The organism is Undibacterium sp. KW1, assembly GCF_009937955.1.
Lineage (GTDB): Bacteria > Pseudomonadota > Gammaproteobacteria > Burkholderiales > Burkholderiaceae_D > Undibacterium.
The window spans coordinates 6,103,532-6,124,830 of record NZ_AP018439.1; the positions used below are offsets into that span (position 1 = coordinate 6,103,532).

27 protein-coding genes are annotated in these 21,299 nt (G+C 50.5%); 4 read left to right on the plus strand and 23 right to left on the minus strand.

Annotated elements, in window-relative coordinates:
- The first annotated feature begins 14 nt into the window (after positions 1-14).
- Complete coding sequence (locus UNDKW_RS27560; protein ID WP_162061368.1) at positions 15-434, plus strand: hypothetical protein; 420 nt, start codon at positions 15-17, stop codon at positions 432-434.
- A gap of 99 nt (positions 435-533) precedes the next feature.
- Here UNDKW_RS27560 and UNDKW_RS27565 read toward each other — a convergent pair whose 3' ends face one another.
- The 3 genes from UNDKW_RS27565 to UNDKW_RS27575 all read right to left on the minus strand — a co-directional run bounded on the left by UNDKW_RS27565 (position 534) and on the right by UNDKW_RS27575 (position 2,422).
- Positions 534-875 carry a YkvA family protein gene (locus UNDKW_RS27565; RefSeq protein ID WP_162061369.1) on the minus strand — a complete coding sequence of 114 codons (342 nt, stop codon included), beginning with the start codon at positions 873-875 and terminating at the stop codon, positions 534-536.
- Positions 876-886: 11 nt separating this feature from the next.
- A complete protein-coding gene (locus tag UNDKW_RS27570) occupies positions 887-1,531 on the minus strand; it encodes a LysE family translocator (protein ID WP_162061370.1) in 645 nt (214 codons plus the stop codon).
- Between the two features lie 63 nt (positions 1,532-1,594).
- Positions 1,595-2,422 (minus strand): L,D-transpeptidase, encoded by an 828-nt coding sequence (locus UNDKW_RS27575; RefSeq protein ID WP_162061371.1) that lies wholly within the window; start codon positions 2,420-2,422, stop codon positions 1,595-1,597.
- 195 nt (positions 2,423-2,617) lie between these two features.
- On the opposite strand from UNDKW_RS27575, the gene UNDKW_RS27580 reads away from it, so the two are divergent.
- Entirely contained in the window at positions 2,618-3,085 is a 468-nt protein-coding gene (locus UNDKW_RS27580) for a hypothetical protein (RefSeq protein ID WP_162061372.1), read from the plus strand.
- Positions 3,086-3,097: 12 nt separating this feature from the next.
- Here UNDKW_RS27580 and UNDKW_RS27585 read toward each other — a convergent pair whose 3' ends face one another.
- The 7 genes from UNDKW_RS27585 to UNDKW_RS27615 all read right to left on the minus strand — a co-directional run bounded on the left by UNDKW_RS27585 (position 3,098) and on the right by UNDKW_RS27615 (position 9,897).
- Positions 3,098-3,538, minus strand: a complete 441-nt coding sequence (locus UNDKW_RS27585) for a GNAT family N-acetyltransferase (RefSeq protein ID WP_162061373.1) — start codon at positions 3,536-3,538, stop codon at positions 3,098-3,100.
- A gap of 106 nt (positions 3,539-3,644) precedes the next feature.
- Positions 3,645-4,196 carry a gamma carbonic anhydrase family protein gene (locus UNDKW_RS27590; RefSeq protein WP_162061374.1) on the minus strand — a complete coding sequence of 184 codons (552 nt, stop codon included), beginning with the start codon at positions 4,194-4,196 and terminating at the stop codon, positions 3,645-3,647.
- An 80-nt stretch (positions 4,197-4,276) separates the two neighbouring features.
- Entirely contained in the window at positions 4,277-6,313 is a 2,037-nt protein-coding gene (locus tag UNDKW_RS27595) for a primosomal protein N' (protein ID WP_162061375.1), read from the minus strand.
- Between the two features lie 188 nt (positions 6,314-6,501).
- Positions 6,502-6,738, minus strand: a complete 237-nt coding sequence (locus UNDKW_RS27600; RefSeq protein WP_162061376.1) for a hypothetical protein — start codon at positions 6,736-6,738, stop codon at positions 6,502-6,504.
- A gap of 100 nt (positions 6,739-6,838) precedes the next feature.
- Positions 6,839-7,927, minus strand: a complete 1,089-nt coding sequence (hemE, locus tag UNDKW_RS27605; RefSeq protein ID WP_162061377.1) for a uroporphyrinogen decarboxylase — start codon at positions 7,925-7,927, stop codon at positions 6,839-6,841.
- A 342-nt stretch (positions 7,928-8,269) separates the two neighbouring features.
- Positions 8,270-9,034, minus strand: coding sequence for an SGNH/GDSL hydrolase family protein (locus UNDKW_RS27610; protein WP_162061378.1), 765 nt, complete (start codon positions 9,032-9,034; stop codon positions 8,270-8,272).
- A 38-nt stretch (positions 9,035-9,072) separates the two neighbouring features.
- Positions 9,073-9,897: a PPK2 family polyphosphate kinase gene (locus tag UNDKW_RS27615; protein ID WP_162061379.1), complete on the minus strand. Its 825-nt coding sequence runs from the start codon at positions 9,895-9,897 to the stop codon at positions 9,073-9,075.
- A 162-nt stretch (positions 9,898-10,059) separates the two neighbouring features.
- On the opposite strand from UNDKW_RS27615, the gene UNDKW_RS27620 reads away from it, so the two are divergent.
- Positions 10,060-10,506 carry a hypothetical protein gene (locus tag UNDKW_RS27620; RefSeq protein WP_162061380.1) on the plus strand — a complete coding sequence of 149 codons (447 nt, stop codon included), beginning with the start codon at positions 10,060-10,062 and terminating at the stop codon, positions 10,504-10,506.
- Positions 10,507-10,552: 46 nt separating this feature from the next.
- Positions 10,553-11,284 (plus strand): tetratricopeptide repeat protein, encoded by a 732-nt coding sequence (locus UNDKW_RS27625; RefSeq protein ID WP_162061381.1) that lies wholly within the window; start codon positions 10,553-10,555, stop codon positions 11,282-11,284.
- Here the strand turns inward: UNDKW_RS27625 and UNDKW_RS27630 are convergent.
- The 13 genes from UNDKW_RS27630 to UNDKW_RS27690 all read right to left on the minus strand — a co-directional run bounded on the left by UNDKW_RS27630 (position 11,272) and on the right by UNDKW_RS27690 (position 21,284).
- The gene (locus tag UNDKW_RS27630) at positions 11,272-11,688 is read right to left on the minus strand and encodes a CoA-binding protein (protein WP_162061382.1); all 417 of its coding nucleotides are present in this window, start codon (positions 11,686-11,688) and stop codon (positions 11,272-11,274) included. The two genes, UNDKW_RS27625 and UNDKW_RS27630, sit on opposite strands and share 13 nt — an antisense overlap.
- Positions 11,689-11,795: 107 nt before the next feature.
- Positions 11,796-12,218: a F0F1 ATP synthase subunit epsilon gene (locus UNDKW_RS27635; protein ID WP_162044013.1), complete on the minus strand. Its 423-nt coding sequence runs from the start codon at positions 12,216-12,218 to the stop codon at positions 11,796-11,798.
- Between the two features lie 77 nt (positions 12,219-12,295).
- Entirely contained in the window at positions 12,296-13,702 is a 1,407-nt protein-coding gene (gene atpD, locus UNDKW_RS27640; protein WP_162044014.1) for a F0F1 ATP synthase subunit beta, read from the minus strand.
- A gap of 30 nt (positions 13,703-13,732) precedes the next feature.
- On the minus strand, positions 13,733-14,602 hold the full coding sequence (atpG, locus tag UNDKW_RS27645) for a F0F1 ATP synthase subunit gamma (RefSeq protein ID WP_162061383.1): 870 nt from the start codon (positions 14,600-14,602) through the stop codon (positions 13,733-13,735).
- 29 nt (positions 14,603-14,631) lie between these two features.
- Positions 14,632-16,173 carry a F0F1 ATP synthase subunit alpha gene (atpA, locus tag UNDKW_RS27650; protein WP_162061384.1) on the minus strand — a complete coding sequence of 514 codons (1,542 nt, stop codon included), beginning with the start codon at positions 16,171-16,173 and terminating at the stop codon, positions 14,632-14,634.
- 26 nt (positions 16,174-16,199) lie between these two features.
- The gene (locus UNDKW_RS27655; protein WP_162061385.1) at positions 16,200-16,733 is read right to left on the minus strand and encodes a F0F1 ATP synthase subunit delta; all 534 of its coding nucleotides are present in this window, start codon (positions 16,731-16,733) and stop codon (positions 16,200-16,202) included.
- A gap of 2 nt (positions 16,734-16,735) precedes the next feature.
- On the minus strand, positions 16,736-17,206 hold the full coding sequence (locus UNDKW_RS27660) for a F0F1 ATP synthase subunit B (RefSeq protein ID WP_162061386.1): 471 nt from the start codon (positions 17,204-17,206) through the stop codon (positions 16,736-16,738).
- Positions 17,207-17,272: 66 nt separating this feature from the next.
- The gene (atpE, locus tag UNDKW_RS27665) at positions 17,273-17,512 is read right to left on the minus strand and encodes a F0F1 ATP synthase subunit C (RefSeq protein ID WP_162019491.1); all 240 of its coding nucleotides are present in this window, start codon (positions 17,510-17,512) and stop codon (positions 17,273-17,275) included.
- 82 nt (positions 17,513-17,594) lie between these two features.
- On the minus strand, positions 17,595-18,416 hold the full coding sequence (gene atpB, locus UNDKW_RS27670; protein WP_162061387.1) for a F0F1 ATP synthase subunit A: 822 nt from the start codon (positions 18,414-18,416) through the stop codon (positions 17,595-17,597).
- Positions 18,413-18,757, minus strand: coding sequence for an ATP synthase subunit I (locus UNDKW_RS27675; protein ID WP_162061388.1), 345 nt, complete (start codon positions 18,755-18,757; stop codon positions 18,413-18,415). Before UNDKW_RS27675 ends, atpB begins: the two co-directional genes overlap by 4 nt.
- Before the next feature lie 283 nt (positions 18,758-19,040).
- A complete protein-coding gene (locus UNDKW_RS27680) occupies positions 19,041-19,598 on the minus strand; it encodes an alpha/beta hydrolase (RefSeq protein ID WP_162061389.1) in 558 nt (185 codons plus the stop codon).
- Between the two features lie 13 nt (positions 19,599-19,611).
- On the minus strand, positions 19,612-20,505 hold the full coding sequence (locus UNDKW_RS27685) for a ParB/RepB/Spo0J family partition protein (RefSeq protein ID WP_174244971.1): 894 nt from the start codon (positions 20,503-20,505) through the stop codon (positions 19,612-19,614).
- Positions 20,506-20,507: 2 nt separating this feature from the next.
- Positions 20,508-21,284 carry a ParA family protein gene (locus UNDKW_RS27690; RefSeq protein ID WP_162061390.1) on the minus strand — a complete coding sequence of 259 codons (777 nt, stop codon included), beginning with the start codon at positions 21,282-21,284 and terminating at the stop codon, positions 20,508-20,510.
- Positions 21,285-21,299 lie beyond the last annotated feature (15 nt).

Genomic DNA, 21,299 nt, shown 5'->3' on the forward strand with positions numbered 1-21,299 from the left:
ATTCTGGAGTATCCATGTCTGCCATTTTTAACAAATTGAATTTGAAAGATCAGAGTGAAATACTGGTCTTGCATGCACCCGCATCATTTGAGCCTGAAATCGCGGCCTTGACCAAGGTCAAGGTACACAAGAAATTGTCTGGCATCAAAAAACTGAATTTTGCTTTGGTATTCGTCAGCAAGCAGCAAGAGCTTGATGAAATCTCACTGGCCCTGAGCAAGCTGGTAGAGGGAGATGCCCTACTGTGGTTTGCTTATCCCAAGGGAAGCTCGAAAAAATATCAATGTGAATTCAACCGTGATACTGGCTGGGATGTGATCAAAGCGGCTGGGTTTGATACGGTGAGGATGGTGGCGATTGATGAAGACTGGTCAGCATTACGGTTCAGGCATGGCGACTTTATCAAAAATTCTAGCAGGAAGGCTGCTGGCTGAAGGCCTGATTATTTTACAGATAAATAGAACTCAATTCGGGCTCAATCCAGTTAGCCCTTAGCTGGATTGAGCTTCATAGTAGCCTGGCAAGGCAAGACCTCAAACTTGTCCACTGCCGAACCAGCCCGTCATCTTATCCCTGGCACTCTGCTTCACATCGTCAGTAATATAAAAACTGACGGTCACCAGAGCGCCCGCAATGACACCGAGATCATCACTGTAACCGACCACTGGCAACATATCCGGCACTGCATCCAGCGGGAAAATGAAGTAACCCAATGTACCAAAGATGACAGTCTTGGCCCAGGCTGGTGTCTCCGGCCTCTGAGCCGCATAGTACAGGCACAGCACTTTTTCTATGACTTCACTGCCTGCCGCTTGTGCATATTTCTTGAGCTTGTCCCAAAAACCTTTTTCACTATACGCTTTGCCATGTGACATGACACTGCTCCTCAGTCATTCGCTTTTTTCACGGTGGCCAGCAAACCCGCCGCTGCCACGAATACGCCGCCAGAAAACTGGTTGAACATTTTTGCCTTGCCTTTGGACCGCAGCCAGGGTCCCATGCGTTCGGCAAATACCGCATACAGCATCAGCACACTGAATTCAAAAAATACAAAGGTGCTGCACAGGACTAAAAATTGCGGCAGCTTGGCGGCAGCCGGATTGATGAATTGCGGGAAGAAGGCGGTAAAGAACAGCAAGGCCTTGGGATTGCTGGCGCCGACCAGCATGCCTTTGACATACAGGCGCAGGCGGGTGCCGCGCAACTCGGTTTCTGTCGGCAAGATAAAATCACTGCTCTTGGCACGCAAGCTGCTGATGCCGAGATACAAGAGATAAGCCACACCGAGGTATTTGATGATGGTAAATACCAGCGCCGAGGTCGCCAGAATCGCACCTATGCCTATTGCCGAACAAGTCATGATGGCAATCAGGGAAGTAATATTCCCCAGCGCCGGAAACAGGGTCATGCGCGCACCGAAATTGATGCTGTTGGTGATGCACATCAAAACGGCGGGACCGGGGTGATGGTCAGTACCAATACGGCGATAACATACAGCAACCAGGTTTCTATAGACATACGGGCTCCCCATGAGTTAAATATCCTGTTACAGATATCTTAGTCGATTTCAGGGGCAGCCATCATATTTGCTTTTTTATGCTGGTTTCACCACTTTGCGTGGTGCTAGCGGCGGCGGTGTATAAGCGGCCCATTCTGGTTTTTGCTCTTTACCGCTATCGATGATGACCATATAGCGCCCAGCCCAGGGATTGTCCTGGCGGTTTTTGTCGAGCACCCAAAATTTCTTGCCCTCTGCCACGCCTTGCAAATAGTCCGCATCCAGCACCGAGTAGCGGTCTAGCAAGAGATTCAAAGTACCTGGTATCCGTACACAGCCCTTGGATTGCACTGTGCCCAGACGTGATTCGAGTACGCCAGGGTCAGTCGCATGCATTTGCAGACGCATGTCGGCGATAATTTTATCGCCCCAGCCTTTTTTGGCCTTTTGCCAGCCAAAATCAAAGACGCGCCGGCCTTTGATGCCATAACCGCGTATGCCCTTGCTGTTTTTGCTGCCCTCGGCACGGTAATCCGGATTGGCCAGGCTATGCGCATACACCCCGATAGGGGTTTCAAAATGCTCAAAACCAAGAGAGCGCCCTGTAGAAACAGGTGAAGCACCAATGAACTGGTATTGCCCTTCCTGGTCTAACCAAAACAACATGGCAACCTGGACCTTGGGATTGCGATCGACCAGCATAATATATTGAGAAGGCAGGCTGGTGATGCTGTTAGTGCTGAGGGCGGTAGCCATCTGCTCTATATAAAATTGCAAATCTTCTGGTGGCGGTTGTACCTGCTGCACTACAGTGGTGGCGTAAATGTCCTTAAGACTAAGGGCAGACTCCAGTGCTTGCGAGGGTGCGGCAAAGGCAAGTGCCACCGTGATGGCTATGGCAGGTTTAAGCAGGGATGAAAGCATCTTGAATGAGAAAAAGGAATCTGTAGTCTATGCAATGAGGCCCCGGGGCCTGTCCCTTTCAATATGCCGCAGTTTGATGGTCACAGACAAGTATAAACATCATGCTGGTATGCAAGGTGTTGCAACTTTGACTCATCGCAAACACCTTCATATCACAAATACTATATTGCATGTTTTACACAGGAGGACTCAGCCGTGAAACTTATGAAATTAGCCTCACTCTTGCCCTTGTCGCTATCGCTCTGTCTGAGCATGCCTGCATTGGCCGCGGGCAGCAATTGTTCAAACAAGGATATCGCTTGTGTCACTGGCGGTATAGGCAGTACGGAAAGGGAAGAATTACAACAGCAGGCAGGGCAATACAATCTGTGGCTGCGCACTGCTGCCAATAAATCTGGCGCTTATCTGGCGGATATCAAAGTTATTGTGAGAGACGACAAAACCAAAGCCGTGCTGCTGACAACGACGCTGGATGGTCCCTGGCTATTCTTGAATCTGCCCGAAGGCCGCTATGAAGTGGAGACGCAATACCATGACAAGACTAAACGATCTGATCAGATCGTCAAAAAAATCACCGAGATCAAAAAAGGCAGCCAGCGCCAGATGATGATGTATTTCGAAGCCAGCAATGTCGGTGAACTGAATTACCAGCCTGCTCAATAAAACGCCGGGGCGTCAGTCCAGGTAAATCCTGGGCTTGTACACTTCCATGAAATTGTCCGGTTTGCTCAGTGGAGTAAAACCAAACTTTTCATACAGGCCAGCGGCGGTGCTGGTCGATAGCGTAAAGCGGCGCAGCTTGCTGACTACCGGGTGAGCCATGACTTCTTCCATCAGTAATCTGGAGATGCCCTTGCCGCGCATGTCGGTCACGACAAACACATCGACGAGGTTACCAAAGGTCGCCATGTCGGTGATGATGCGGCAAAAGCCCACCATGCGCTGTTGCTGGAAGATACTGAAACACAGGGAATTGCGCAGAGATTCCTCTACCACAGGTCGTGAAATGCCGGTGGCCCAACCACTTTCGGTCGTCAAGAATTGATGGACGAGGTCGATATCGATCTTGTCCTTGTCTGTCGTGATCCAGTATTCGCCAGCCTGTGTTGCGTTCATGCCGTTCTGTCCTTGTGCTTAGGTGCTAAGGTGATTAGGTGCGTGGTTGCTTGGGAATCTTTCAAAAATGCATTGCCAGGTTCAGACCACAAAGTAGTTTTCAAGTTTATTCAGATGGCTGGGCTACAACGGTGGCCAGGTAATTATTCTTGATACGAACATAGTGCTCTGCCGAGTATTTGAAATAGCTGATTTCTTCTGGGGTCAAGGCGCGGACTTTGACCGCCGGGCGGCCTACATATAAAAAGCCGCTTTCCAGTACCTTGCCCGGTGGCACCAGGCTGCCTGCACCGAGCATGACATGCTTGTGGATAATGACATCATCCATGACGATGCTGCCCATGCCTATCAGGCATTCATCACCGATATTGCAGCCATGCAGGATGACGGAATGGGCTATCGTCACATAATCACCAATAATCAAAGGTGAGCCAGCTGGCTTGCTGGCATTCTTGTGTGAGACATGGCCCATGGCCAGATCCTGGAAATTACTGCTATGGCCTATGCGTATGTGATTGACGTCGCCACGCAAGACGGCATTGCACCAGACCGAACTATCCGGCCCGATTTGTACATCACCGATGATCTGGGCGCTGGGGTGGAGGTAGCAATTTTCAGATATTTCAGGGAAGGTGGTCAGGTAGGGACTGAGTGGCATGGTGCAATCTTTGCGTTCATTGGAAGGTTTGAGCACTGATTTTAACTGATCGACATCATCAAGCACATGTGGACAGATACTTAGATATCCACAGGATCAATTTCCACCGACCACCGGACCCGGCTTTTCATGGCACGCAGATCAGCGATCCAGGCTTTGACAAAGGCTTGCAGAGCTGGGCGTGAAACTGATTCGACCAGCAACTGTGCCCTATCGACGTTAGCCACCCGCGTCATGGTCATGGGGATGGGGTCGTTGATCATGATGCCCTGATGCTCGGTACAGAGCGCGGCTTCTTTCAAAAAGGCGATGGCAGTTTCCAGCTCTTTGGCTTCTGCCCGCAATAAAGCCTGGTACATGAAAGGTGGCATATGGGCTTGCTGGCGTTCATCCAGCAAGTCTTTGGCAAAGTCGGGGTAATTGTGTGACATCAGCGCATGGTAGAGAGGATGATCGGGGTAGCGGGTTTGTACCAGTACCTCGGATGCATTGCCGCCTTCTTTTTGCGCGGCCCGCCCAGCCCGGCCTGCTACCTGCATGAGCTGGGCAAACAGGCGTTCACTGGCGCGGTAATCTTGCGAGAACAGAGCAGCGTCCGGGTTCAGCGCTGCCACCAGGGTCAGGCGTTTGAAGTCATGCCCCTTGGCCACCATTTGGGTGCCAATCAGTATATCGACTTCACCGGCATGCACACGTTCAAAAGCAGCGGCAGCACTGCCTTTGAGACGGGTGGAGTCGGCATCAATGCGGAAAACCCTGGCCTCCGGGAAAAGCAGGGCCAGGCTTTCTTCCATGCGCTGGGTACCGCGACCCAGCGGTTGCAGGTCTATATTGCCGCAAGTAGGGCATGAGCGCGGTATGCGTTGTTCCAGGCCGCAGTGATGACAGCGCAATCTATGGTCACCTTTATGCAAGACCAGATGGGCAGTACAGCGCGTGCAATTGCTGATCCAGCCACAGGCGTCGCAAGCCAGTACCGGTGCATAACCACGCCGATTGAGGAACAGTAGTGATTGCTCACCTTTCTCCAGACGTAGCTTGATTGCGCCTATCAATCTTTGCGTCAGGCCTTCGCTGGGTTTTTCTCTTTCCAGGTTGATGATGCGTATGATGGGCAGGACGGCGTGCTGGACTGCCCGCTCACGCAATTCCAGCAAGCGGTAACGGCCAGTCTGCGCACCCTGCCAGCTTTCCAGCGAGGGCGTGGCTGAACCCAGCAAGATGGGTATCGAGAGCTGGCGCGCCCGCCATACAGCAAGGTCACGGGCAGAGTAACGCAGGCCTTCCTGTTGCTTGTAGGAAGGGTCATGCTCTTCATCGATGATGATCAGCTTCAACCTAGGCAGGGATGCCAGCATGGCCAGGCGTGTACCGAGCACGATGCGGGCACGACCGGTATGCGCAGCCAGCCAGTTCAACATGCGTTCACCTTCTGCCATGCCACTGTGCAGGGTAGATAGCATCAGGCCAGGGAAACGGGCGCGGATATGCGATTCAAGCTGTGGCGTCAGGTTAATTTCTGGCACCAGGATCAGGATCTGGGCATCCGGCGCCTTTGCCAGTATTTTGGCGGCAGTCTGCAAATACACTTCCGTCTTCCCGCTGCCGGTCACACCAAACAAGAGATGCGGCGCATAGCCCTCGGCGTTGGCAACTGCATCCACCGCAGCTTGTTGCTCGGGATTTAATTGCGGTTCGCCTACCGGGCTGACATCAGCCTGCTCAGGCAATTTGGCCAGCTTCTTGATGGAGCGCTGCAAGGATACTGTCTTGATGGCTTTCAGGTTCTTGGGCAAGGCGGGTACAGCCACCTCGCCTATGGGGCGCTGATAATACTCGGCGGCAAACTGGCATAGCGCTAGCCATTCCTTGTTCATGGGTGGCAGCTCATGCCTGACAGCGATTGCGTCGCGCAGCTTGGCGGGTGGGACATCGGTCTCATTCACCACATCCATGATCAGACCGACGACTTCCTGGCGGCCAAAGGGCACAGCAGCCAGTTGCCCGGGTTGAGGCAAGTCGGCAACTGCCCCTCCCTCTTCCTGTGTTGCCCACCGATAATCGAAGGTGCTGTCAAGTGGGGTATCGAGGGCTACGCGTAAATAAACTTGTTTCACGATCTAAGCCTGAACATGAAAATCGGCGCTAACTATTGATTTCATAAGGCTTTTTGACATATCCACAGTTTCTGTGGATAACTTTGTGGAGAAAGGTCTATTGACATCGGTTTTCGCTAGCGTTTACGGGGGTTTCCACAAAATGCCCTGTCTCAGAGCCAAGAATTTAGTCGTTTAAAATCAATGACTTATAAAAAATGCCGGGAGACAAAAAAATATTTTTGAAAATATTTTTTGCCGCCCCGATTTTGTGCATAAGTGACAGAAAATGTGCATAGAAATGCAAAATTTTTCTGCGGCGTATCCATTGGTTTTCCACAGCTTTCAGGCTGGAAAAGCACGCCAGTTCTATGTTTTGCAGAGCAACATGATGCAAAGACAAGCGTCTCAGCCACTTGTTGTTTTGCCAGTGCCTGAATATACATACTTTACCAGCGGCCTGAGCAGAAACACTGGCTGGACCAGCCACACTACTGTCAATCCGTGGCAGAAAATCATGCTTATTTTATAAATAAATACCAGTTTTTATGCAGACTGACGTTGCTGGCGGCTATATTCATGCACCGTTTCGACCAGCACGCTGACCGACTCAACCGGGGTAAATTGCGAAATGCCATGACCAAGGTTAAATACATGGCCATGACCAGCAGCAGGCTTGCCATAACTGTCGAGCGCAGCAATGACTTGCTTGCGGATTTGTTCTGGTTCGGCAAACAGTACTGCCGGATCAAGATTACCCTGCAAGGCGACCTTGTCACCCACTTTGGCGCGTGCCTGACCCAAATTCATGGTCCAGTCCAGTCCCAGGGCATCCGCACCGATATCGGCCAGTTGTTCCAGCCACAGACCACCGCCCTTGGTAAAGACAATGGCAGGAATGCGCTTGCCATCTTTTTCTTTTTGCAGTTGGCTGACGATATCGCGCATATAAGACAGCGAAAACTCTTGATAAGCACCATCTGCCAGCGCCCCACCCCAGCTGTCAAAAATCATCACGGCCTGGGCACCGGCATCGATTTGCGCGTTCAGGTAAGCAGCGACAGCATCGGCATTCGTGCGCAGGATATGGTGCATGAGGTCCGGCCGCTTATACATCATGCTCTTGACGGTATGAAAGTCGCGCGAGCCCTGGCCTTCCACCATATAACAGGCCAGCGTCCATGGGCTGCCGGAAAAACCGATCAGCGGCACACGGCCATCCAATGCCGTGCGGATTTGCGTTACGGCATCAAATACATATTGCAGGCTGCCTGCTTCGGGCACTTTGAGTGCCATGACGTCTTTTTCGTCTTTCAGCGGACGTTCAAACTTGGGGCCTTCGCCTTCTTCAAAATACAGGCCCAGACCCATCGCATCCGGCACGGTCAGAATGTCGGAAAACAGGATCGCAGCATCGAGGCCATAACGGTCTATAGGCTGCAAGGTTACTTCAGTCGCGAAACCAGGGTTCTTGGCCAGGCTCAGAAAAGAACCCGCACCTTTGCGGGTAGCGCGGTATTCTGGCAAATAACGGCCAGCCTGGCGCATCAACCATAAAGGTGTGTAATCAGTTTCCTGGCGCAACAAGGCTCTGAGGAAGGTGTCGTTTTTGAGTGGGGCAAAATTCATGGACATAAGTGCTTTCGGTGACGCTGCGTGCATCTGCTTATCTACTGACATGGTCAAACTACGCAGACTATTGCTGTATAAGCGACATTATCGCCTATGCGCGCAGGATAGGCATCTGATCTGCAGCAAGTGGCGCAATTTTCAGCAAAATTTCCGGTAATAAACTGTGGATAACTTTGTGGATAGAAATGACAGAATGCCAGTTTACTGATTTATTTTAAATTCGGTTAACAGGATTATTCTGTAAGTCATTGATTTTATTGGGAAGGAATACCAGTTTATGAAGAATTCCCATTTTTTAGCATAAATCGCGTGCAAACGAAATTGTGCATAAGTACCAAAGCTTTATTATTTTTCTTGACGATTTTGCAGAAATGTTTTCGCTAATTCTTCTGCCCAAATACTGACGCCAAGTGCTGACGGATGGTAGCCATCTTCGGCCATCTGGCGCGCATCTTGAAGATTTGCGGTAAACGGCAAATGCAAAACCCGGGCCCTGCTCATCGCCATCTCGCGGTTTATTTGATCCAGGGCATGCGCCTTCATGCCCAAAACCTGGCGCAAAGGAGCTGGCAAAGCAAGAAAAACCTGCATGGGAGGTACGCCAGCCAGAACGATAAGACCAGTTGTTTTTAGCATCAACTGCAATTCATCCAGCAGGCTCTGCAACTCTGCCCGGTAACTGTTGGCCGGGCAAAAGCTGGTTGTATCATTGACTCCAAAAGCGACCAGAATGAGATCCCACGCTGGCGATGCATGGCCTTGTGCCTGACGAAATGCTGGCAAAGCTTGCCTGGCCCAGGACAGGCGTGCGCCGTTTTGCCCCAAAGCCTGCCATTCCACAGCAGTATCAAGTTTGCCAGCCAGGGTTTTGGCCATTTGTGCGGTAATGGCTTCTTGATAATTCGCCACGCCCACACCCGCAACCGGTGACTCCCCTATACCCAGCACCCTTAAGTTATCCACAGGCCGACTCGCATGAGTCCACAGCCCATGTGCCTGGTCAATGGCTTCGGGCAGGCGTGGTGTGGCTGCGCGGGTACGCCTCCCCTGCCATGCCAGCAAGGGATACAGCGGTGCTGCCAGCAGCTCAGGCCAGTAGCTAAATTTCATTTACTGAACTTCATGCATTGAGTTTGATGAACTGAGCTTCACTCTACCTTGAGCTTGCTGTAATCAGGATTACCCGGTGGATATGTGAGCTTCAGGCTCAGCATTTTTTCTTGCACGATGCTGGCTATCACGAGGTTGCGCTGGGTCTTGGAGTCTGATGGCACGGCATACCATGGCGCGTGATCGGCATCTGTTGCCTGCAAGGCATCTTCATACGCCTCTTGATACGCGTCCCAGTATTGACGCTCGACCAGATCCTGGGGATCAAACTTCCAGTGTTTTTCAGGATCAGCCAGACGCTCTTCCAGCCTGGCTTTTTGTTCGGCCTTGGAAATGTGCAGGAAGAATTTCAGTATCACGGTGCCAGTTTCGGCCAACATACGTTCAAAATCGCGTATCTGTGCATAGCGGCGCTTGCATTCAGCCTGGTCTATCCACCCATGAACGCGGGTAATCAGCACGTCTTCATAATGGCTGCGGTTGAAGATGGTGACTTCACCCTTGCCTGGCACTTCTTTATGCACGCGCCACAGATAATCATGATTTTTTTCATCAGTACTGGGGGCTTTAAAGGCGACCGTGCGTGCTCCCAGAGGATTGATTTGCCCGAACACGCCGTTGACCGTACCGTCTTTACCGGAAGTATCCATGCCCTGCAGGATGATCAATAGCTTGCGTTCACGACCAGCATACAAGACATTTTGGAGGTTAGAAATTTCTTCTGCCAGCTTTAGTGTCGCCAGTTTGTCGGCGGCCTTGTCTGCATTCTTTTCAGTGGCTGCCGTACCCAGCAGTTTTTTATTGGCATTAGCATCCTTGACCTGAAAACCTTTACCTACCCGAAACAAGTCCGCAACTGTCATTCAAGTCCCCAATCAATATTGTTAGCTTACAAAAAATATATCTCACAATTAGAGATAATGTTTTGATGATAATATGAAAAGTGCAGCATACCCTAGCAAGACTACAAATGTGTTCACCAGAATTGCATTTTTCGGGTGGCATACATCACCAACTCATTGCACATGATACGAAAGAAAACCTATTACCTGGCCGCATTGTTATTGCCCATAGCCCTGAGCTTGCTCAGTGTCGCATGCGCACAATTTGGCGTGCTGCGTGACTTTTCGCGCTTTCTGCTTGGGTCTCTGTTCATTGGTGGCATACCGTATTTACTGACGCTACTGGTGTTCAGCATTGCTTTTTTTCGTCTGGATGAAAACAAGTTTGTTTTCTACTGCCATTTTGCGCCATTCGTCATGGCGCTGGCATTTGGTGTTAGTGCTGCGGTCATTATGATGATCAACGAAAGGCGCATCTATATCGCTGACCTGTTCCATCTGTTTATCATCGGCGGCTTATACAGCCTGCTGGTAGGGTATTTCTATGTATTGCTGGCAGCGATCATTTTCAAACTGCTCCAGTCGATAAAGTTGATTTACGTTGAACCACACCGGGCTTTTTATGAATAATCACCTTACCATGAACATGACTGTTTTTTTTATTCCACATCGAATAATGAGTGTCCGCAAATGGATAGCTGCTTTTGCATTGGCGGCGGCCTTGCCTGCTTGCGCTATGGCTGACGACAAGATTATTACGATTACCACCCATACCAATTTAGTCGCGGACAGTGCCAAGGGAGTGGAATTCTCAGCTGCATCAAATGCATTGAATCTGCTGATCAAGGAGGGCAAATTTGAAGAAGCAGACAGAAAAGCAAAAGAAAATTGCCGGTCTTATGAATCCATCTTTGACAGCAGCAAAAAGCAATTCTCTTTTCAGACGACTCAAGAATTTGAGGAATTCAGCAAATCCAGCAAGCTGAATTTTGAATGGATAGAATGGGGTTATAAAAACTGCCTGCAAGTCCAGGCCTTTGTTGCGGTTGAAAGAAGGGATTTGCAACAGGCCTTGTCCATGCTCAGGAAATTGGAATATCTGGCCCCGGTTTCTGCCGGCACTTCGGTAGAAATTGGCTATGTCTTGAACCAGCTGGCCAAACCCACAGAAGCCTTGCAAACCTATCGTCACGCCCATGAATTGAGCAAACAATATTCCTCACAACGTCCTTACCTGGCGATGTCCCTGCGCGGCATAGGATTTTCTTTGATAGAGCTTAAGCAGCTTGATGAGGCAGAAAGAGCTTTTCAGGAATCCTTGCAAATCGAACCTGAGAATAAACTGGCGCAAAACGAACTTGCCTACATACAGCAATTGCGCTCAGCAAAGCAAACTCAGACACGGTAAAGATGTTCTATCTTGATGCACCTGTCCATCACTACTCTGATGCCTGCTGCCTCTGCCCTGGCGGCAGCTTCTGTATTTACGATGCCTGATTGCATCCATAGATAAGGCACAGCTATTTGTATCGCTTCTTCGACGATGGGCGGAATATCAGCCGCGTTGCGGAAGCAATCGACGATATCGATACGGTGTTCTGCCGCAGCAGTAATCAGATCAGGATAGCAATGCTCGCCCAGTATGATGTTTCCTGCCTCACGCGGGTTGACCGGGATAATGCGATAGCCATGCGCCTGCATATAGGCGGACACTCCGTAACTGGGACGTGAGGTTTTTGAGGACAGGCCGACGACGGCGATGGTTTTACTTTTGCTCAGTATCTCGGCAATCAAGTCTTGTTCCATAGGCATGGGCAGTTCCAGTATTGGTCCAGTTTGACAGCTTGGAAAAACAAAAAGGCAGCCTGAGCTGCCTTTCCATTGTACTGCTTTCGTCGCGAAAAATTTTCGCAGCGAAATTAACGCTTTTGACGCAATTTTTGTATCGCTGCCAATTGGGCGATCGCTGAAGCCAATTCTGCCTGTGCTTGCGCATAGTCAATTTTGGAATCACGATTAACCAAAGCTTGTTCTGCCAGTTTCTTGGCTTCATTGGCTTTGGCTTCGTCCAGGTCGTGACCGCGAATCGCGGTATCGGCCAAAACTGTCACTGCATTCGGTTGCACTTCAAGCAGGCCACCGGCAACGAATACGAATTCGTCTTCCGCTTTGCCTGGAACCTTGATGCGCACCGCACCCGGCTTGATGCGGGTAATCAGTGGTGTATGTTTCGGATAGATACCCAATTCACCAGCCTCACCCGGCAACGCGACGAATTCGGCTTCACCGGAGAAGATCAACTCTTCTGCGGAAACCACGTCAACGTGAATAGTGTGTGCCATGTTGGACCCTTATTATTCGCTCAAAAAAGCTATGGTGCAGTCAATGATTCAACTGCACCGCCAGTGCGCTTGATTAATTAAGCAGCAGCCAGTTTTTTCGCTTTTTCGATTGCTTCATCGATAGTACCTACCATGTAGAACGCTTGTTCTGGCAGGTGATCGAGTTCGCCGGAAGCGATCATTTTGAAACCACGGATCGTTTCTTTCAAGGAAACGTATTTACCTGGGGAACCGGTAAATACTTCAGCAACGTGGAAAGGCTGAGACAGGAAACGCTGCATCTTACGTGCGCGTGCGACCAGCAGTTTGTCTTCAGGAGCCAATTCATCCATACCCAGAATCGCGATAATGTCACGCAATTCTTTGTAGCGCTGCAAAGTACCTTGAACAGCGCGGGCTGTTTCATAGTGCTCTACACCAACCACTTGTGGGTCCAGCTGACGGGATGTTGAATCCAGTGGATCAACCGCAGGGTAGATACCCAGGGAAGCGATGTCACGAGACAGAACAACGGTGGAATCCAAGTGAGCAAATGTGGTTGCTGGAGATGGATCGGTCAAGTCATCCGCTGGAACATATACGGCCTGGATGGACGTAATGGAACCAGTTTTAGTGGAGGTAATACGCTCTTGCAGACGGCCCATTTCTTCAGCCAGAGTAGGTTGATAACCCACGGCGGAAGGCATACGACCCAGCAAAGCGGATACTTCAGTACCGGCCAGTGTGTAACGGTAGATGTTATCCACGAAGAACAGAACGTCTTTGCCTTCGTCACGGAAACCTTCAGCGATAGTCAGACCTGTCAGAGCAACGCGCAGACGGTTACCTGGTGGTTCATTCATCTGACCGTACACCATCGCAACTTTGGAGTTTTCTGGATTTTCCAGATCAACCACTTTTGCGTCAGCCATTTCGTGGTAGAAGTCATTACCCTCACGAGTACGCTCACCAACACCGGCAAACACGGACAAACCGCTGTGTGCCTTGGCGATGTTGTTGATCAGTTCCATCATGTTCACGGTCTTGCCCACACCCGCACCACCGAACAGACCAACCTTACCACCTTTAGCGAATGGGCAAACCAGATCAATAACCTTGATACCGGTTTCCAGCAATTCCTGGGATGGGGACAGTTCGTCGTAGGCAGGGGCTTTACGGTGGATGGATGCTGTCTGCTCGTGGCTGACAGGACCGCATTCATCGATAGGGTTACCCAGTACGTCCATGATGCGGCCCAGCGTTGCTTTGCCGGTTGGTACCATGATAGGGTTGCCAGTGTTGCTGATAGTCATGCCACGACGCAGACCGTCAGAAGTACCCAGCGCAATGGTACGGACGATGCCGTCACCCAATTGCTGCTGAACTTCCAGAGTCAGCTCGGAGCCTTCCATTTTCAAGGCATCGTAAACCTTAGGCATCGCATTGCGTGGAAATTCAACGTCCACAACAGCGCCGATACACTGAACGATTTTGCCATTAGCCATGTTCGTTCCTTCAATAATTTTAAATTCAGTTTAGACCGCTGCCGCGCCGGCGACGATCTCGGAGAGCTCTTTGGTAATGGCAGCCTGACGGGTCTTGTTATAAACCAGTTTCAGTTCGCCAATCACGTTACCTGCGTTATCTGTTGCCGCTTTCATCGCCACCATACGGGCCGATTGTTCAGAAGCCATGTTTTCCGCTACCGCCTGGAAAATCAGTGCTTCTACATAGCGTATCAACAGTTCATCAATGACCGTTGCTGCATCTGGCTCATACAGATAATCCCAGGAATGGGCATTCTTGTCTGTCGTCAGCCTGTCCGCTGTCAGGGGCAACAACTGCTCCATCACCGGCTCTTGCTTCATGGTGTTGATGAACTTGGTATAACTCAGGTAAACCGCGTCCAGCTTGCCTTCCTGATACGCGTCCAGCAAAACTTTGACTGGACCTATCAGTTTGTCGAGGTGAGGAGTGTCGCCCAATTGTGTAACATGGGAAACCACTTGCGCACCTACGCGATTCAGGAAGCCGAGACCTTTATTACCAATTGCGACCGCTTCTATCTTTGAACCCTTGCCTTCGAGTTCACGCATTTTGCTGGTGACCAAACGCAACACGTTCGTGTTGAGACCACCACACAAACCTTTATCTGTCGTTACAACAATCACGCCAACTTTCTTGGACAGATCTTGTTGCACCATAAAAGGATGCGTGTACTCTGGGTTGGCCTGTGACAAGTTAGCCGTAATCGTACGAATCTTTTCACTGTAAGGACGAGCCGCACGCATCCGGTCTTGCGCTTTACGCATTTTGGATGCAGCGACCATTTCCATCGCCTTCGTGATCTTCTTCGTATTTTCTACGCTTTTGATCTTGCCACGTATCTCTTTGCCTGCAGCCATGAGTATTGACTCCTTCTAGCTACAGTAAATTAATAGGAACCGGTTTTTTTGAAATCAGCAATTGCGGCAGCCATGGCAGCTTCACCATCTTTGTCGAGTTGCTTGGTTTCTTCGATTTTCTGCAGCAATGCTGCATGGTTCGTTTTCATGTAGCCATGTACGCCTGCTTCGAATGCCAGCACTTGCTTGACCGCTACATCATCCAGGAAGCCTTTGTTCACGGAGAACAGAGTAACGGCCATCAGGGAGATAGACAGTGGAGCATATTGAGCTTGCTTCAACAATTCAGTCACGCGGGCACCACGATCGAGCTGCTTGCGTGTTACTTCATCGAGGTCAGAAGCGAACTGGGCAAACGCTGCCAGTTCACGGTACTGTGCCAAGTCATTACGGATACCGCCGGACAGGTTTTTGATTACCTTGGTCTGAGCAGCACCACCAACGCGGGAAACCGAGATACCAGCGTTAATCGCTGGACGGATACCTGCATTGAACAAGGATGTTTCCAGGAAGATCTGACCGTCAGTAATCGAAATTACGTTGGTAGGAACGAAAGCGGAAACGTCACCAGCCTGAGTTTCAATGATAGGCAATGCTGTCAAAGAACCTGTTTTACCTTTAACTTCACCTTTGGTGAAAGCTTCAACGTAGTCTGGGTTAACGCGTGCTGCACGTTCCAGCAAACGGCTGTGCAAATAGAATACGTCACCTGGGTAAGCTTCACGGCCTGGTGGGCGGCGCAGCAACAGGGAAACCTGACGGTAAGCAACAGCTTGTTTGGACAGATCATCATAAATGATCAGTGCATCTTGACCGCGGTCACGGAAGTATTCACCCATCGCGCAACCGGAGTATGCGGATACGTATTGCATCGCTGCAGATTCAGCAGCAGTAGCAGCAACAACGATGGTGTATTCCATGGCGCCGTGGGCTTCGAGAGCGCGCACAACGTTTTTAACGGAAGAAGCTTTTTGACCAATCGCTACATAGATACAGGTAACGTTTTGACCTTTTTGATTGATCACGGCATCGATCGCAACAGCTGTTTTACCAGTTTGACGATCGCCAATGATCAATTCGCGCTGACCACGGCCAACCGGTACCATGGAGTCGATAGACTTCAGGCCAGTTTGCATAGGTTCAGAAACGGATTGACGTGCAATAACGCCAGGCGCAATCTTTTCGATAGGCGCGGACAGTTTTGCATTGATAGGACCTTTGCCGTCGATAGGCTGACCCAGCGCGTTAACTACACGACCACGCAGTTCAGGACCGATAGGCACTTCCAGAATACGGCCGGTACATTTGACTGTATCGCCTTCGGAGATGTGTTCGTAGTCACCCAGGATAACGGCACCAACGGAATCACGTTCCAGGTTCAGCGCCAGACCAAATGTATTGCCTGGGAATTCCAGCATCTCGCCTTGCATCGCGTCAGACAGACCGTGAATGCGGCAGATACCGTCGGTAACGGAGATAACCGTACCTTGATTGCGAATCTCAGCTGTGTCGCCAAGGCCTTGAATCCGGCTCTTGATCAGCTCGCTGATTTCAGATGGGTTGAGTTGCATACTAACTCCTAATATTTATTACGTTCTTACGCGGTCAGGGCGACGTGCATTTTCTGCAGCTTCGCGCGTACCGACGTGTCGAGCACCTGATCACCAACCACGATGCGTACACCACCGATCAAAGAGGAATCCACTTTGACTGTAGGGTGCAACTTGCGGCCAAATTTCTTTTCCAATGTCACTGCCAGTTCGCTCAACTGAGCTGCCGTCAATTCAAATGCGCTAGTCACTTCTGCATCTGCTGCGCCTTCGAAGGCGTTTTTCAGAGCATGAAACTGGAAAGCGATTTCCGGCAACAGAGTCAGGCGGTCATAGTCAGCAAGTGTGTTGATGAAGTTTTTCGCTTCAGCAGTCACTGGAGATTTGATCGCAGACAAGAAAATCTCAGCTTTTTGATCAGCCGAGACTTTGGGGTTGTGTGCAAGAGCTTGTACATCGGGATGCGCACCTACCTGTGCCATCTCGGTAACCAGTTCCGACCAGGCGGACAGGTTACCGGTTTGGGCAACACGAAACAGCGCTTCTGCGTAAGGACGAGCGATCGTTGCGATTTCGGCCATGATTACAGCTCGGTTTTCAGTTGGTTCAACAGATCAGCATGAGCAGATGCGTTGACTTCACGTTTCAGAATTTGTTCTGCGCCTTTGACTGCCAGAGTGGCAACCTGGTCGCGCAATTCTTCGCGTGCTTTGGTCACTTGATTTTCAGCATCGGCGTTTGCAGCAGCAAGAATGCGTGCAGCTTCAACAGCGGCTGTGTTTTTGGCTTCGTCAACAATCTTGGCAGCGCGTTGTTCTGCGTTGAGGATCTGTTTTTGGCCTTCTTCACGAGCAGCATTCAATGCGTCTTGAGCCGCTTTGGCACCGTCTTGCAATGTTTTTTGCGCTTTATCGGAGGCAGCCAGTCCGTCTGCGATTTTCTTCGCACGCTCGTCGAGCGCGTTCATCAGTGGCGGCCACACAAATTTCATTGTGAACATTGCCAAGATGAAGAAAACCCCAAACTGAACGAACAATGTTGCGTTTAAGTTCACGGTAATTCCTTATCTAAATGGATCAAGCCGGAAGCAAATGCTCCCGGCAGTAGAAGGAAGAACTGATTATTTAAATGGGTTAGCGAATGCAAACAGCATAGCGATACCAACACCGATCAGGAACGCAGCATCGATCAGACCAGCCAGCAAGAACATCTTAGTTTGCAATGTGTTCATCAATTCTGGTTGACGAGCAGATGCTTCCAGGTATTTACCACCCATGATAGCGATACCGATACAAGCACCGATAGCGCCCAAGCCGATGATCAAACCGCAAGCCAAAGCAACAAAAGATAAATCAGTCATGACATTTCCTTAAAAGTTAAAAATAATAAAAAGCTAAAACCAAAAAACCAAAACTGTTACTACTACAAAAACTTCGCAAAACTTAGTGAGACTCGTGCGCCTGGCCGATATATACCAGTGTCAGCATCATGAAAATGAAGGCTTGCAAGAATACGATCAAAATGTGGAAGATTGCCCAAATGGAACCTGCAACCAAATGACCAAACACGCCAAATACTGTTGCCATCGAACCCAGCAAAGCGATCAACAGGAACAACAATTCACCCGCAAACATGTTACCGAACAGTCGCATACCCAGGGATACAGTTTTTGCAGCAAATTCAATCAATTGCAAGATCAGGTTGAATGGTGCCATCTTAATACCGAAAGGCGCAGAAACCAATTCATGCAGGAAGCCACCCAGACCTTTGATCTTGATACTGTAATACAGCATCAGTGCCAGCACGCCCAGAGATATGCCCAGGGTGCCATTCAAGTCAGCAGTCGGCACTACGCGATGGTGGGTGAATATATGCTCAACACCCAACAATGCAAACAAACCGGAAAACAGATCCACTGGCAGGAAATCCAGTGAGTTCATCAGGGCAACCCAGACAAATACAGTCAAGGCCAACGGAGCGATAAAGCTACGGTCACCGTGGACAATACCCTTGGATTGTTCTTCCACCATTTCTACCAGGATTTCTACAGCCGCCTGGAAGCGGCCTGGAACTCCAGAAGTGGCTTTACGTGCAGCCAGGAACAAAATCAGGCTGCCAAGTACACCTGCAAAAATGGACCAAAAAATGGTATCCATATTGAAGATGGAAAAATCAACGATCTTGTCTTGATGTTTGGTCGAAAAATGTCCAAGGTGATGGACAATATATTCTGACGCGGTTGGGGCGTGCTCGGTTGCGCTCATGGTCGTTGTCTAAATAGTAAAATAAAATAACTTTTCAGCACTACGATGAAGGCGATCAGAAAAGCCGGCCAGTTGACATCGCGGTACCAGAAGACAACTGCAGCCATCAGCGCAATTGTCAATGCAATCTTGATAAATTCACCGATGAAAAAACTCACCGGGTTGGCTCCTCCAGGCTTCCGGGCGCTGATACTCAAGCGCAACGCAAAAAAAGCATTTGGAATCGCACAACACAATCCACCTACCAGGGCAGAAAGTGCGAGGGAAAAACCACCTATGATACCGGCCAGCACGGTCACGACCACGGCTGCCAGCATTTGCAGCAGTACGATACGTGCCATGCTTCCCTCACTATTTAGGACTTACGCAAAATTGCCTCTGGGACATTGCGGCTTGTAATGTATAGCAGCGCTATACGTTGCCGGATAATTTTGCGTAAAGCCTATTTTTACGGTCAGGCATTGAATTTGTTTGTCTTGCCACGATATAACCGGGCAGCGCAAATCCTCGCCTATCAAAACCACGGAATTATACGTGGTTGTGCGTAATAACGTCAAACGTTTGATGTATATCGTCAAACGTTTGGTGCACAGCACCAAAATGCAACATTTTGGTGCTTTTTTATTATTGTACTGGCTTTGCCGTTTTTGTGATTAATGTGTTGAGCCAGTCCTGGCCTTGCTTCCAGCTACCCAGTCCAGAATCGCCATTGATATGGCCTTTCGCACCGATCAGGTGCAGCACCGCCCCCCAGCTTTTCGCCCAGGCTTGTGCAATTGACAGGTCACACCAGGGGTCGTCGCTGGATGCTACCACGACAACCGGAAACGGAAACCGGATCTGCGGCATGGGATTAAATGTGGGTGCGGGGAAATTTTCCCTGCCCACATTTGGTGGAGCCACCAGGAATGCCGCCCTGACTTTGCTTTTATCCACAACGCCGGGCATATCTGACGCCAGCCACCAGGCCGTCAGCGCACAACCCATACTATGCGCAACCAGCACTACTTCGTCAGGCACTGCATTGACAGCCGCTGATAAAGTGGCGACCCACACATCCTTGACTGGATTATCCCAGTCTTGTTGCTCTACTCTTTTTACATTCGGTAATTCGGCTTCCCAGCGTGTTTGCCAGTGGCCGGGGCCGGAGCTATACAGGCCGGGTAAAGTCAGTATCTGCATGGGTCAAATCTTTTTACTGTCCACGTATCTTTAAAATGATGCCATCCAGACTATCAAGGTCGGCAAAATCGATCAGCATTTGCCCCCTGCCCTTGCTGCCTAATTTAAGGGCAACCTGGGTTGCCAGCAAATCAGACAGTTCTTCTTCAAGGCGGGTGATGTCACGGGATTTTTCTGCCTTGTCGCGCGGCTTGCCATTGGCGCTCATCTCAGCCGTGGTCTTGGCGACCAGCTTTTCTGCTTCACGGACAGACATGCGTTTGGCGACGATCTGGTTGGCCAGTTGTATCTGGGTGGCGGCGTCGGTCACCAGCAGCGAACGGGCATGGCCCATGTCGATGTCACCGGCCATCAGCATGGTTTGCACCGGCTTGGCCAGGTTCAGCAGACGCAACAGGTTAGACACTGCACTGCGTGAGCGCCCTACTGCATTGGCTGCCTGCTCATGGGTAAATGAGAAATCCGTGATCAGCCTGTGTATGCCCTGGGCTTCCTCAAGAGGATTCAGGTCTTCACGCTGCATGTTCTCGATGAGAGCCATGGCGGCGGCGGCCTGGTCATCGACATCCTTGACCAGTACCGGCACTTCATCCATGCCTGCCATTTGCGAAGCGCGGAAACGGCGTTCACCGGCAATGATTTCGTAACGGGTTACGCCATTATTTTGTCCTATCGGGCGAACCAGGATGGGTTGCATCAAACCCTGGGCCTTGATGGAGGCTGCCAGCTCGGCCAATGCGCCCTCGTCCATACGGGTACGGGGTTGGTACTTACCAGCTTGCATTTGTGCAACGTTGAGGCTGGTAGGGGCACCAGTGACGGTAGGTACGGCTTCGGCAAAGTCGGCGGCACCGCCGAGCAAGGCGTCCAGGCCACGGCCCAGACCTTTTTGTTTTTTGATCGACATACTTATTTTTCCAGTTGTTTAATTCTTTCCACCATCTCTGCACCAAAGGCGATATAGGCTTGCGCCCCTTTGGATGCAGGATCAAACACCACGCCGGGGATACCGTAAGATGGTGCTTCTGCCAGACGCACATTGCGCGGGATCAGGGTCTTGAAGACCTTGTCGCCAAAATGCTGCTCGAGCTGGTCAGAGACTTGTTGCGACAGCGTCATGCGCGGGTCAAACATCACGCGCAGCAGACCGACTATCTTCAGGTCAGGATTCAGGTTGGCCGAGACTTTCTTGATGGTATTGGCAAGATCGGACAAACCTTCCAGCGCATAGTATTCGCACTGCATGGGGATGATCACGCCATGGGCGGCGCACAGGCCATTCAGAGTCAGCAGCGACAAGGCTGGCGGACAGTCGATGAGAATGAAGTCATAGTCAGCATCGACCTTGGCCAGAGCTTCACGCAGGCGTTTGTCGCGGTTATCCAGCGAGACCATTTCCACTTCTGCACCTGCAAGTTCACGGTTGGCCGGGAGAACATCAAAGCGCCCAGATTCTGAACGCTGCTTGGCGGTCGCAACGTCCGACATACCAAGCAGAACTTCATAGATGGAAGCAGTCAGCTTGGCCTTGTTGATACCAGCGCCCATGGTGGCATTACCCTGGGGGTCGAGATCAACCAGTAAGACACGTTGATCGAGTTTCGCCAGGCCTGCGGCGAGATTGACGGTAGTGGTGGTTTTACCCACGCCACCTTTTTGATTTGCTACACAAAAGATTTTTGCCATAGAGGTTTCCGTGAG

Excerpts from the sequence above, each read along its gene's own strand:
- UNDKW_RS27560 (WP_162061368.1), top strand. The coding sequence starts at position 15 with ATGTCTGCCATTTTTAACAAATTGAATTTGAAAGATCAGAGTGAAATA.
- UNDKW_RS27565 (WP_162061369.1), bottom strand. The coding sequence starts at position 875 with ATGTCACATGGCAAAGCGTATAGTGAAAAAGGTTTTTGGGACAAGCTC.
- UNDKW_RS27570 (WP_162061370.1), bottom strand. The coding sequence starts at position 1,531 with ATGGGGAGCCCGTATGTCTATAGAAACCTGGTTGCTGTATGTTATCGC.
- UNDKW_RS27575 (WP_162061371.1), bottom strand. The coding sequence starts at position 2,422 with ATGCTTTCATCCCTGCTTAAACCTGCCATAGCCATCACGGTGGCACTT.
- UNDKW_RS27585 (WP_162061373.1), bottom strand. The coding sequence starts at position 3,538 with ATGAACGCAACACAGGCTGGCGAATACTGGATCACGACAGACAAGGAC.
- UNDKW_RS27590 (WP_162061374.1), bottom strand. The coding sequence starts at position 4,196 with ATGCCACTCAGTCCCTACCTGACCACCTTCCCTGAAATATCTGAAAAT.
- UNDKW_RS27600 (WP_162061376.1), bottom strand. The coding sequence starts at position 6,738 with ATGTATATTCAGGCACTGGCAAAACAACAAGTGGCTGAGACGCTTGTC.
- hemE (WP_162061377.1), bottom strand. The coding sequence starts at position 7,927 with ATGTCCATGAATTTTGCCCCACTCAAAAACGACACCTTCCTCAGAGCC.
- UNDKW_RS27610 (WP_162061378.1), bottom strand. The coding sequence starts at position 9,034 with ATGAAATTTAGCTACTGGCCTGAGCTGCTGGCAGCACCGCTGTATCCC.
- UNDKW_RS27615 (WP_162061379.1), bottom strand. The coding sequence starts at position 9,897 with ATGACAGTTGCGGACTTGTTTCGGGTAGGTAAAGGTTTTCAGGTCAAG.
- UNDKW_RS27620 (WP_162061380.1), top strand. The coding sequence starts at position 10,060 with ATGATACGAAAGAAAACCTATTACCTGGCCGCATTGTTATTGCCCATA.
- UNDKW_RS27625 (WP_162061381.1), top strand. The coding sequence starts at position 10,553 with ATGAGTGTCCGCAAATGGATAGCTGCTTTTGCATTGGCGGCGGCCTTG.
- UNDKW_RS27630 (WP_162061382.1), bottom strand. The coding sequence starts at position 11,688 with ATGCCTATGGAACAAGACTTGATTGCCGAGATACTGAGCAAAAGTAAA.
- UNDKW_RS27635 (WP_162044013.1), bottom strand. The coding sequence starts at position 12,218 with ATGGCACACACTATTCACGTTGACGTGGTTTCCGCAGAAGAGTTGATC.
- atpD (WP_162044014.1), bottom strand. The coding sequence starts at position 13,702 with ATGGCTAATGGCAAAATCGTTCAGTGTATCGGCGCTGTTGTGGACGTT.
- atpG (WP_162061383.1), bottom strand. The coding sequence starts at position 14,602 with ATGGCTGCAGGCAAAGAGATACGTGGCAAGATCAAAAGCGTAGAAAAT.
- atpA (WP_162061384.1), bottom strand. The coding sequence starts at position 16,173 with ATGCAACTCAACCCATCTGAAATCAGCGAGCTGATCAAGAGCCGGATT.
- UNDKW_RS27655 (WP_162061385.1), bottom strand. The coding sequence starts at position 16,733 with ATGGCCGAAATCGCAACGATCGCTCGTCCTTACGCAGAAGCGCTGTTT.
- atpE (WP_162019491.1), bottom strand. The coding sequence starts at position 17,512 with ATGACTGATTTATCTTTTGTTGCTTTGGCTTGCGGTTTGATCATCGGC.
- atpB (WP_162061387.1), bottom strand. The coding sequence starts at position 18,416 with ATGAGCGCAACCGAGCACGCCCCAACCGCGTCAGAATATATTGTCCAT.
- UNDKW_RS27675 (WP_162061388.1), bottom strand. The coding sequence starts at position 18,757 with ATGGCACGTATCGTACTGCTGCAAATGCTGGCAGCCGTGGTCGTGACC.
- UNDKW_RS27680 (WP_162061389.1), bottom strand. The coding sequence starts at position 19,598 with ATGCAGATACTGACTTTACCCGGCCTGTATAGCTCCGGCCCCGGCCAC.
- UNDKW_RS27685 (WP_174244971.1), bottom strand. The coding sequence starts at position 20,505 with ATGTCGATCAAAAAACAAAAAGGTCTGGGCCGTGGCCTGGACGCCTTG.
- UNDKW_RS27690 (WP_162061390.1), bottom strand. The coding sequence starts at position 21,284 with ATGGCAAAAATCTTTTGTGTAGCAAATCAAAAAGGTGGCGTGGGTAAA.